The 11,669-nt window shown below is 48.2% G+C and carries 9 protein-coding genes; all 9 read left to right on the forward strand.

What is annotated here, in order from left to right; genetic code table 11:
• The first annotated feature begins 176 nt into the window (after positions 1-176).
• The 9 genes from ACT89M_RS03470 (at position 177) to ACT89M_RS03510 (ending at position 11,591) form a co-directional block, all read left to right on the forward strand.
• Positions 177-494, forward strand: a complete 318-nt coding sequence (locus ACT89M_RS03470; protein ID WP_154891919.1) for a hypothetical protein — start codon at positions 177-179, stop codon at positions 492-494.
• Between the two features lie 269 nt (positions 495-763).
• Positions 764-2,089: an SGNH/GDSL hydrolase family protein gene (locus tag ACT89M_RS03475; protein WP_308723495.1), complete on the forward strand. Its 1,326-nt coding sequence runs from the start codon at positions 764-766 to the stop codon at positions 2,087-2,089.
• Between the two features lie 487 nt (positions 2,090-2,576).
• Positions 2,577-4,313, forward strand: a complete 1,737-nt coding sequence (locus tag ACT89M_RS03480; protein ID WP_487345299.1) for a sensor histidine kinase — start codon at positions 2,577-2,579, stop codon at positions 4,311-4,313.
• A complete protein-coding gene (locus tag ACT89M_RS03485; protein WP_253497587.1) occupies positions 4,288-5,841 on the forward strand; it encodes a response regulator transcription factor in 1,554 nt (517 codons plus the stop codon). The genes ACT89M_RS03480 and ACT89M_RS03485 overlap by 26 nt, the downstream gene beginning before the upstream one ends.
• Positions 5,842-6,097: 256 nt before the next feature.
• Positions 6,098-7,387, forward strand: coding sequence for an ABC transporter substrate-binding protein (locus ACT89M_RS03490; RefSeq protein ID WP_090924549.1), 1,290 nt, complete (start codon positions 6,098-6,100; stop codon positions 7,385-7,387).
• A gap of 139 nt (positions 7,388-7,526) precedes the next feature.
• On the forward strand, positions 7,527-8,429 hold the full coding sequence (locus tag ACT89M_RS03495; protein ID WP_090924548.1) for a carbohydrate ABC transporter permease: 903 nt from the start codon (positions 7,527-7,529) through the stop codon (positions 8,427-8,429).
• Positions 8,430-8,431: 2 nt separating this feature from the next.
• Positions 8,432-9,271: a carbohydrate ABC transporter permease gene (locus tag ACT89M_RS03500; protein WP_090924547.1), complete on the forward strand. Its 840-nt coding sequence runs from the start codon at positions 8,432-8,434 to the stop codon at positions 9,269-9,271.
• Between the two features lie 182 nt (positions 9,272-9,453).
• The gene (locus tag ACT89M_RS03505) at positions 9,454-10,638 is read left to right on the forward strand and encodes a rhamnogalacturonan acetylesterase (protein WP_308723511.1); all 1,185 of its coding nucleotides are present in this window, start codon (positions 9,454-9,456) and stop codon (positions 10,636-10,638) included.
• 557 nt (positions 10,639-11,195) lie between these two features.
• Positions 11,196-11,591 carry a sensory rhodopsin transducer gene (locus ACT89M_RS03510; protein WP_154891926.1) on the forward strand — a complete coding sequence of 132 codons (396 nt, stop codon included), beginning with the start codon at positions 11,196-11,198 and terminating at the stop codon, positions 11,589-11,591.
• The last annotated feature ends 78 nt before the right edge of the window (positions 11,592-11,669 follow it).

The following is an 11,669-nucleotide window of genomic DNA, read 5'->3' on the forward strand; positions in this document are numbered from 1 at the left end:
TCTGCAAGAAAGTTGCATCGGAAGCATACGCTTATCACCGGATTATCCCCTTTGGAAAAGGGAATTCAAAAAATCTGGGGATAACAGCTACCCTCAAGGCTATTCTGTCATCGGAGTGGACTGTGTAAAATCTTTAGTTTAACTTATATACTATTATATCAAAGGAGCGAATAACGATGGATGAATCCAAAGAACTGGAACGACGGCTTAGCGACATGCTGACGGAAGGAGATATGGAAGCCTCCGGTGATGCTGAAGAGCAAGAACGTCAGCTCATTCCTCCGAAGTACGAGGTGCGTATTCAGACAGAACGAGATCCGATTGTGGAGGAAACGTTAAAGTTTCGTACGATGGCTCGTGAACTGGATGATCGATATGACCGGTATTTGGAACGTGCTGCCGGACAGAAATCGAAGGCGGACGGCGGACTGAAGCCAGGTCAGCGTGCGGATCGAGAGCAAGTTAGAAATTCAGGATCGGATAGCGAAGCGTAACATACAGGAAACATATGACCATTAATGGACATACCATCATAAGGATATACATTCTCAATAGGATTGCTCTCATACGATAGAGACGGATTCTAACAATAATAGACTTCCCGGCATAGGGAAGTCTATTATTTTGCGCGCACATTTAGGCAAGAGGACAAAGCTATATTTGAAGTGATAGAATAGAGGTACACAAGCATATGTCATCGGAATGAATGGTGTACTATATAATCGTGTAAATGCTGGATTTAACTAAAGGAGTGTTCACAAGAATGAAGCGTAAACGTATTTGGAAAAACACCGCCGCAGGGCTGAGTGCCAGCATGCTGGCAGGTATGCTGCTACTTACACCGTCCACATTACCGGCACATGCTGCTGACGCCAAAACGGGCGTATTACCTGTGGCTTCAAATGAAGCATCGCTTACGGCAACCAAGAAAGATGCTACTGCGGTAACCAAAGAGTTCCGGATCGTCACATTGGGTGACTCCATTACTGTAGGATATGAGCCAAAGATGACCACATTGCCTTACGGTTACGTTGAGCGTTTGCAAGAACAAGGCTTGCTCCATGGGCGTACACAAGTAGATAACTTCGGCATCGCTGGACTTAAAACGAGCGGTTTGAAGAACTTCACCGATGCGATCAAGGAAGGCAAGACGCTGACTTCTGAAGCCATTCAACCGAGTCTGCCTGATCCAAGAGCGGGACAGATCGGAGCTAATACGGCTGCGATCCGTGAAAGCATTGCACAGGCTAACCTCGTTGCGATGACGATTGGCGGCAATGATGTTTCGGAGCTCCTTGGTACAGCGACTACGATGAGCGACCAAGAGCTGCAAGAGAAAGTGAAAGAGCTGCTATCAACGTATACAACCAATGTTACTGCTATCATTAATGATATTCATGAGATTAATCCATCTGCCCGGATTGTTATTGCTGACCAGTATCAGCCGATGCCAGAAGTAGCGGGCAAAGAGCTGTATGCCAAGCTGATGCAGGCTTCCCAAGGATTCACACAAACGATTGATGGCATTGCTGCTCAGTTCACAGCTAAGGGTGCAGATGTGAAAGTAGCCCATGTAGCCAAAGATTTTGTGGGCGGTGAAGGTACGATGACACATATGATCAAAAATCGTGATTTCCACCCGAATCAGCTTGGATATGCTGCTATTGCTGAAGAGTTTGCGAAAACAATCTGGGGTGACTACACGAAACTGACCGCGCCAGATGCAGGCCAGCCGATGAACATCATCGTAAGTGGCAAGATGTTGAACACACCGTATAAACCGGTTATTCGTAACGGCAAAAACTTCGTCGCGATCCAGGATATCGTAAATGCGGTGGGTGCCAAAACCGTTTGGGATAACAAAACGTCAACGGCAACCATTACCTACGGTGACCGCACAGTAGCTGTGAAGATCGGAGCGAATGCCGTGAAAGTGAACGGCGCATCCGTTGCAGTGGACACTCCGGCCTTCCTGAACAAAGTAGGCAAAGAAGCCAAAACGTATGTACCTGTGGCTATGGTAGCCGAAGGTCTGGGCTTTGATGTGCAGTATATCGCGAAGCTCAAAACGGTATTTGTAAATCCATAAAGTTTTTAATAGGGTTAAAAGTGATAAGGTGAACTCGTAAGGAGTGACCTTTATTCCAAAGATATCATGAGTGGCGAGGAGGGACTTGTTCCTGACTCGTCATTTTTTTGTTTTTGTGCTATACCTAACATTGCTCTCCTGAGTAACGCAACTCTCCTGGCATTATAATTCACTCACACGCTAACCAACGTTGCCACGCAGATAAACAAGTTCCACTAAAAAGTGTTATAGTCAGCTACCTTGATGATTGTATACCTTCTCAGATGACCCAAAATGTTGTATAAATATGACTTGTCATCCGACCATGGATGTGTAAATATGAAAATAACTTACAAGTAAACTGCATATGCAATCCAATTCAGACCCTTATCAGCTTCATCGTAGGCCGGTATCCCTCTAATCCAGCAACCCTTCGCCAAGCAAAGGAGAGCTCCGAGTGAGTAAATTTAAAAACGCTTTCACCACACTGCCCATTCACCACAAAACGATGTTGCTGATTGGATTTTTAATGCTGATCAGCTTTGCTTTCTACGTATCTGTCATGCAGTACGTGTTGAATATTTATGAACGTCAGATCTACGAGAAGTCATCGCAAGTACTGAATATGTCGTCCGTCGGCATCGAGAACAAGCTACGCGAGTTATCCAATCTGTCCTTCAAGGTAATGTCGGATGAGCCGCTGCAACAGTATCTATTGCAACTGGAGAAGGCGGAGACCGGATATGAGCGGAATAGTCTTCGTAAAAAGATTACAAACCGACTCGTTGCCTACGCTGGTTCCGAGAAATATGTGTACTCCATGATCTTTATCGACAATGATAACAATGTCATGGCGGCAGGTAATCGCGAAGGCATCTCAGAGACGAAGCAACAGGAACTGATTTCGCTCGGTGAGCAGTATGCCGGTTCCAACGTATGGCTGGCAAGTGGAGATCAACAGGCGAGGTTGCTGTCGGTCAGACAGGTGAAGTCCTTTACAGGCGGATCATTTACGCTGGAAAAGCTGGGGACCCTGATTATCCGTGTACGGCTGGATCGTATCGTACAGGATCAGATGCAGGAACCGGCAGAGGACTCACAGTTGCTGATCGTTGATGGGACGGAAGTCATCTACCCAACCGAATCGACCGTAAGCAAATCCGAAATTGCGGAAGAAATGAAGCGGACTCAACCTTACGGAATTGCCACGTTGGAGCAGGGCAAATATTTTGTTGCAAGAGCACATTCATCCTATACCAGCTGGAATTATTTATATACCACGCCATTTGATCAGATGTTCAAACAGATTCAATTTGTCAAACAGTTAGTCATGGTCATTTTTATTATGATCTTCCTGGTGGCCCTTGTGATTGGAGCTAAATTCTCTCGCAGCATCACCCATCCGATTGCTCAATTAATCAAGAAAATGCGTAATATTGAAAAAGGGGATCTGGATAAACTTGAGGAAGCAGCCCTTGGCAACATTCCCGTATCTCCGCAAAATGAAGTCGGACTGTTACATCGAACGTTCAAGATGATGTTACAGCGGATTCGAGAGCTGATTGATGAGAATTATGCGAAGCAACTCGTCATTCGTGAAACAGAGTTGAAAGCGCTTCAAGCACAGATCAATCCACACTTTTTATATAACACGCTTGAATCCATTAACTGGCTTGCCAAAGTGCAGAAACAGCATCAAATCTCCGAGATGGTCGAAGCGCTTGGCTTCCTGCTACGTAGCTCGGTCAATATGTCCGAGAAGTGGATTACGCTAGAACGGGAGCTGGACATCGTGCGTAGCTACGTTACTATTCAGCGTACCCGGTTCGAGGAAAGACTTGATTTTGACATGCATATTGCGCCTGAGGTCGGAACAGCTCGAATTCCCAAGTTAACATTACAGCCGCTTGTAGAGAATGCCATTCACTATGCACTTGAACCAAGTATCGAACCTTGTCAGATTCGAATCCGTGCCAGAGCAGAAGGGGAGTATATTCGGATCGAGGTGGAGGATAACGGGCCGGGCATGACCTCCGAATTTATGGAACGTTTACAGGAAGGTCAGATTCAGACCAGAGGACAGGGCATAGGGCTTACGAATATTCAGGAACGTCTAAGGTTGACCTTTGGCGATGAAGGCACCATGAGCATAAATAGCAAGCCTGGATCAGGAACTGTAGTATCGATCAGCATACCTTGGATCAGAGAGGACGATGACGATGTACAAAGTGATGCTCGTAGATGATGAACGTGTCATACTGGAGGGGATTTCTCAGGTGGTTGACTGGGCAGCTGCAGGGACAGAGCTTGTAGATACGGCCAGAAATGGAGTGGAAGCACTGGGCAAAATCGAAAGCGTCAAACCCGATATCATTATCACCGACATTTCCATGCCGGGTTTGGATGGACTGGGGCTGATCGAGAAGGCGTCCGAGGCATATCCCGCGGTACGATTTATCATGTTGTCCGGCTACAAGGAGTTTGAATATGCTCGGAAGGCGATGCAATATGGGGTTAAGCACTATCTGCTGAAACCCTGTAACGAGAATCAGATTCATGATGCCCTGGTTGAACTCTTGCAGGAGCGTCAGGATGCGCAGGTGAAAGAACATGTTGCAGGAGAGATCAAGCAGCGTCTGCAGCGGGTACTTCCCCATGTGAAGGAACAGTTTCTGCTGGAGTTCATGACCAATCGTACGTATGGACCTGGGGATTTGGCGTATTATCAGGATCTGTTCAATATGGAGCTTCAACAGAGTAGCGTCCGTTTACTGTTGCTTCGGATTGTGGATGAGCATGATTACAGCCATTTATTTGCGATTAAAAATATAGCGGCTGACCTGCTTCCGGGTGTACTGTTAAGCACAACGATTGAAGGTAAGCTCTTGATTGTACTAGCAGAACCAGCAGATGTGCATATGTTGCAGGAGCGGATTGAAGCGGTTCGCCAGACGTTTACCCGTCTATACAGATTAGAGCTGACGGCTGCGCTCAGCGAAGCGGATCATATGACCCAGTCCCGGCGGTTGTTCCGCGAGGTGATGCAGTACTTGAATCATCGCTTTTTCATTGGAGAGGGCAAACTTATAACCAAGAATGATGTGGTGCTGGCAGGGGAGTGTGACGGTGTGAATGTGGAGCAGGATGCCGAGCAACTGTGCCAGTTAATTAAATCGGGGAATACGGAGGAGGCTGCAGCCGAGGTACATCGTCTGTTCGAGCAACTGGCAGACCAAAAGCTGGATATTGAGGTGACACGTGCTTATGTGGTGCAGTTATACTCTGCCATGATTCAAGTCTGCCCGCCAGAGGAGGCAACCGATTTCACGCAGCGGATGGCGGAACTGACGCATATGGATACGCTAGCTGATTTAAATACATTTGTAGCAGACAGTGCTACCCGTTTAACTGCTGGTTATTATAAAAATTACATCAGTCGTCAATCATCGGCAGTGGAGAAAATGATGGACATCGTGGACCGTCACTATGGTGAGGCTGACCTTTCCCTGAGTGGAGTAGCACATCAAATGTTATATATGAATCCAGACTATCTCGGCAAAATTTTCAAAAAAGTCACCGGCGAAAATTTCTCCAATTACGTTAATCGTCTTCGCATCGAACGGGCGTGTGAACATATCCGCAGAGGCGGGGATGTGAAGGTGTTTGAGCTGGCCGAATTGTTCGGTTTTGGAGGTAACTCGCAATATTTCAGTCAGGTATTCAAAAAATGGACCGGCATGACGCCTACGGAATACCGCAGATTCGGCATCTAACAGGGGATTAGAAATGGCAAAGCTATGATAATACGAGGTCATACCATATCTCAAGAGGAGGATAACCGGCGCTTGGAGCGTCAGGGATGTCCTCCTCTGTTTTTTGAACCAACAAGACGGTTTTGTGTATTCAACTTGGATCGTACTTTTGCGAAAATGACAATATCAAGTTTGTGAAAGCGTTATCAGTATATCGTTAACAAGATGGAGATAACCCGTTCACAATACCATATCAGCATAAAAAGGGGAGATTGGCATGGTGAAAAAGGCAATATTCCTGATGATGGCTGCGTTACTTGTGTTTACAGCAGCGTGTAGCTCAGGTGGAGGCAGCGAACAGGGGTCCGGGAGCAAGGGTGATTCGGTAAATCTGCGTATCGCATGGTGGGGCTCGGATACACGGCATGAATATACACAGAAGGTCATCGACCTGTATAAAACGAAAAATCCAAACGTCAAAATTGATGTGGAATATGCTTCTTTTGACGACTACTGGAAAAAGCTCGCCCCGCAAGCCGCAGCCAACCAGCTGCCAGACATTATTCAGATGGATATTTCCTATATCAGCCAATATGCACAGAACGGTCAGCTTGAAGATCTCGCACCGTATCTGGGCAATCAGATCAAGGTGGATGATGTGGCTGAGAATGTCATCAGCACAGGTGTAATTAACGGCAAGCAATATGGTGTACCTGCCGGGGTTAACGTACTAGGGTTCCAATATGATCCTGCGTTGCTCAAGAAAGCTGGCGTAGATGCCATGCCTGAAAATCTGACATGGGAATCTTACGAAGCGCTTGGTAAACAAGCAGCAGAGAAGGGACTGTATCTGGATGGCGGCGTAGCTCCGGATATCTTCTTCCACTATTTCCTGCGTACCAAAGGCAAATCGCTCTACAACCCGGAAGGAACCGGGCTTGGATATGATGACGATGCTCTGTTCGTAGAGTTCTTCGGATTAATGCAACGCATGATCGAGCAGAAGGCAGCGCCATCACCGGATGTGGCTAACCAGACGAAAGGCATCATTGAAGAGTCGGATCTGGTGAAAGAAAAAGGCATCGGTGTATGGCAATGGTCGAACCAGTTTGTCGCTCTGCAACAGGTAGCTAACCGTCCGCTTGCCTTTGCACCAATGCCGGGACCGGATATGGAAAAAGGACTTTATATGCAACCAAGTATGTACTGGGGTGTAACGTCCAACTCCAAGGTGAAGGAAGAAGCAGCGAAGTTCATTGACTTCTGGGTGAATGACGAAGAAGCGAACAAACTCATCAAAGGGGAGCGCGGTGTGCCGATCTCCGGAAAAATCAAAGAGGCTATTGCTCCTGAACTGAGCGATGCAACGAAACAGGTATTTGAATTCGTGGCATCGATGGAGCCAAAAGCTTCTCCAATGAGCCCACCACCACCGGTTGGATCACCTGAGGTAATCTCCTCCTTGGCGGATGTAGTGGAAGAGCTGAACTTTGGCAAAATTACAGCCGAACAGGCAGCACAGACCTTCCGCAAAAATGCAGAATCCGTGCTTGCCAACAACAAATAACAATTGAATGATGGCTTGCTCGTCCCGCTTGCAGGGATGGACGGGAACCGGGCTGCTCGCTGAAGGCGAGGGCCTTTCCCCGTCCTGTCTGCAACATGAAGACGGCAGCAAGCTGATCCATGAAGGAGGTACGTTCCACTTGAGGCAGTATTCTTCATTGCGCAGAAACTTGACGGGATATGCTTTTATCAGCCCATTTATTATTGGTTTTCTTGGATTTACGCTCATCCCGATGTTCGTTTCTCTCTACATGTCGTTTACGAGTTACAACCTGTTCACCTCTCCCAAATGGATCGGGATGGACAACTATACCAAGATGTTTTTTGATGATCCGAAATACTGGAATTCGGTTAAGGTTACGTTTTTATATGTATTCATCGGGGTGCCGTTAAGGCTGATCTTTGCCCTCTTTGTCGCAATGATTCTGAACACGGGCTCTCGTATGGTGGGAACGTATCGTACATTGTACTATCTGCCTTCCATCATCGGCGGTAGCGTGGCCGTATCTATTATGTGGCGTAACCTGTTCAGTAACGAAGGTGTCATTAACAGTGCGATGACCGCCATCGGCATTGGGCCGATCAGTTGGTTCGGTGACCCGGATGCGGCGCTTGTAATGCTGATCTCCCTGTCCGTATGGCAGTTCGGTTCATCGATGCTGATCTTCCTGGCAGGACTCAAAAACATCTCTCCCGAGATGTATGAGGCTGCAGGGGTAGATGGCGCGAATCCGGTTCGGAAGTTTTTCAGCATAACGCTACCCTTGCTCAGTCCAATCGTGCTGTTCAATCTGATCATGCAGACGATCGGTGCATTTATGACCTTCGTGCCTGCGTACATCATCTCCAAAGGGGAGGGCGGCCCGATGGACGGGACGATGCTGTACTCGTTATATCTGTTCCGTCAGGCGTTTATGTTTAACAACATGGGTTATGCTTCTGCCATGGCTTGGGTGATGTTGATCATGATTGGTGTGCTTACAGCGGCTGTGTTCCTGACATCCAAGTTCTGGGTATTTTATGAATCCGAAGGAGGGAAGTAATCATGGTGTGGAGAAATGTAAAATGGCCAATCTATCACCTATTCGTTGCCGCACTTGCCCTCCTGATGCTCTACCCGGTGCTGTGGATGTTATTCAGTTCTTTCAAGGAGAGTCGCACGATCTTTGTAACGGCAGAAAGCCTGTTTCCGACCGAATGGATCTGGTCCAACTATGTGGACGGCTGGAAAGGAACGGCTGGAAGGCCGTTTATGGACTACATCACCAATTCACTGATCATAGTGGTAATCTCTACGATTGGGGCAGTGCTTTCCTCGTCACTGATCGCGTTTGGTTTTGCCAGACTGAATTTCAAAGGACGTACCTTCTGGTTCTCTCTGATGATGCTTACGCTGATGTTGCCGCACGACGTCGTACTGGTTCCGCAGTATATTATCTTTACCAAGCTGGGCTGGCTGAACACGATTCTGCCGATTGTTGTACCTACATTCTTCGGGATGCCGTTTTTCATCTTCCTGATGGTTCAGTTTATTCGCACGATTCCGAAAGAGCTGGATGAGGCCGCAACGATTGATGGCTGTAACAAATTCAGGCTGTATATTCAGATCATCATGCCTTTGATCAAATCCTCGCTGGCAACAGCGGCAATCTTCTCCTTTTACTGGAGATGGGAAGACTTGCTCGGGCCGGTGCTGTATCTGAATTCGCCTGACAAGTACACCGTATCCATGGCGCTCAAAATGTTCCTCGATAGTGAATCTGCCTCCAACTGGGGGGCGATGTTCGCGATGTCGATTGTCAGTCTGGTGCCGGTTGTGGCTGTATTCTTCATCTTCCAGAAGCAGATTGTGCAAGGCATGAGTACGAGTGGTTTGAAGGGGTAACGAGGCGAGCGCATCAAACCAATAATACATGGAGGAGAAAATTAGTGGATGCAGCAGACTTGGAAAACGCAGAACATGCAGAAAAAGTAGAACAAAAGAGATCCTCGTGGAAGTTTAGTTTTGGCCCGATCACAGCTCAATCTGATCGTAGATCAGAAATCGTATCGGAATCCACGTTAAGCATGAGGAATTCCGATAAGGAAGCTTGCAGAGAAGGCATCCATACGAATGTAAGAAAAGCAGATGGCTATGTGGCCGTTTCGTCTACAACGATATACGATGAGAGCCAAGGATTCGGATTTGAATCCGATTCACTGGTGTATGAAAAGCAACGGGTTGAAGAACAGGAAGATGGGTCGCCTTCTTCAAATGGGGGTTATCCATCGCAAGGGCAGGCAACAATGTCTGCCCGCTTGCGTTCCAGCTTTTGCATCCCGCTTAAGGCATCGTTTGTCGTCGATGTGCCCGACGGGACGTATCAGGTGTTACTGATTGCCGGAGATCCGCTTGCGGATACAATCACGCGTGTCAAAGCAGGAGAAGGTCGGCTGATGTTACCCACGATTCGCACGGTGGCTGGGCAATGCGCAGAAATGCGGTTTGCCGTTGTTGTTCGCGGGGGAAAGCTTCGCCTGACCTTCTCGGGACCTGCACCTCGGATCAATGCAATGGAAATAACGCTGGCCAATCAAACGATGACCGTGTTTCTCGCGGGGGATTCAACGGTAACAGATCAGCCAGAGAGCGGATACCCGTATTGCGGCTGGGGACAACTACTGCCTGCACAGTTCAAACATGACGTTGCCGTGGATAACCATGCACAGTCAGGGCGGAGTTCCCGTAGTTTTATTCATGAAGGCCGCTTGGATGCAATTAGGGAGCAAATAAAGCCCGATGACTTTCTATTTATTCAATTTGGACATAACGACGAGAAGCCTGACCCGGAACGGGGGACAGATCCTTTTACCACTTATAAGCAGTATTTGAAAAAATATATTGATGCCGCACGCGAGGCTGAGGCGCGTCCGGTGCTGATCACACCAGTGCATCGCCGATACTTTGCGGAAGACGGCACATTGACCGATACACACGGCGATTATATCACTGCCGTACGTGAACTTGCGGCAGATGAAGAAGTGCCGCTAATCGATCTGGCCGAACGCAGCCGCCTGATGTTTGAGCAGGCGGGTGAAGAAGGAACCAAAGATTATTTTATGTGGGTGTTGCCTGGCGAATATATCAACTTCCCAACCGGGATGGAAGATAATACACATTTTCAGGAGCGAGGCGCACGCCGCTTGGCAGAGCGGGTAGCTGAAGCTATCCGCGAGATGCATTTGCAACCATTGGAAATGTATTTGCGTTGAAACGCGAGCTATACAATTGCTTATATATTATAAGCGAGTAGAGCGAAGCAACGAGCACAAAAAAATGGCCCAACGAAGCGAAGGCCATGCCCTTTAAAAGCAGTGGAGGGTGAGCGAGGCAGAGAGGAGGGCGGAATCGGGAAAAGGGAGCAAAGCGCCCGCGTTTGGCACGGGATTTCCCCCTTGGAGGGGAATAGAAGAAATCCCGGACCAACAGCGGCCCAAAGCCCGATCCGCCCACCGAGCGCCCGCCCGCGAGCCACCGAGGGGTTTAAATGAAATGCGAGTTCAGCGAAGCAACGAGCACAAAAAAATGGCCCAACGAAGCGAAGGCCATGCCTTTTAAAAGCAGTGGAGGGTGAGCGAGGCAGAGAGGAGGGCGGAATCGGGAAAAGGGAGCAAAGCGCCCGCGTTTGGCACGGGATTTCCCCCTTGGAGGGGAATAGAAGAAATCCCGGACCAACAGCGGCCCAAAGCCCGATCCGCCCACCGAGCGCCCGCCCGCGAGCCACCGAAGGTTTTAATTTTCAGGGCGTATCGCAAAAAGGAGGAGAATCATGCCAGATCAATCAAGCCTTCCGAAATCCTCATCCCACGGTCATACGTACTGGGTTATACCGGATGGGTACATCCCGCCGGATAGCTCAGGTGCACTGGAGAGTCATGAGAGCATCTGTGTGTTAAACACGGGGGGTGAGGATGCAACGCTGGAGATTACAATTTACTTTGAAGACCGCGATCCGCTGGAACATATGCAAGCGGAAGTCCCGGCTAGAAGAACAAAACATATCCGTACCGCATCGCTACGTGCCGGGGATGAAACTATCCCTTCCGGTGTACCATATGCCATCACGGTTTCAAGTAATGTACCCGTCATCATTCAGTACAGCCGCCTGGATACAACCCAGCCGGAACTGGCCTTAATGAGTGTCATGGCGTACCCTTTGGCATAAACGAAGTGAGCCAACAAAAAATAAATGAATATTGTACGGTGCCTTAATCATCTTGCCAAGCTAACAAGCACTGACCAA

The sequence above is a fragment of the Paenibacillus sp. NN59 genome (assembly GCF_057597225.1).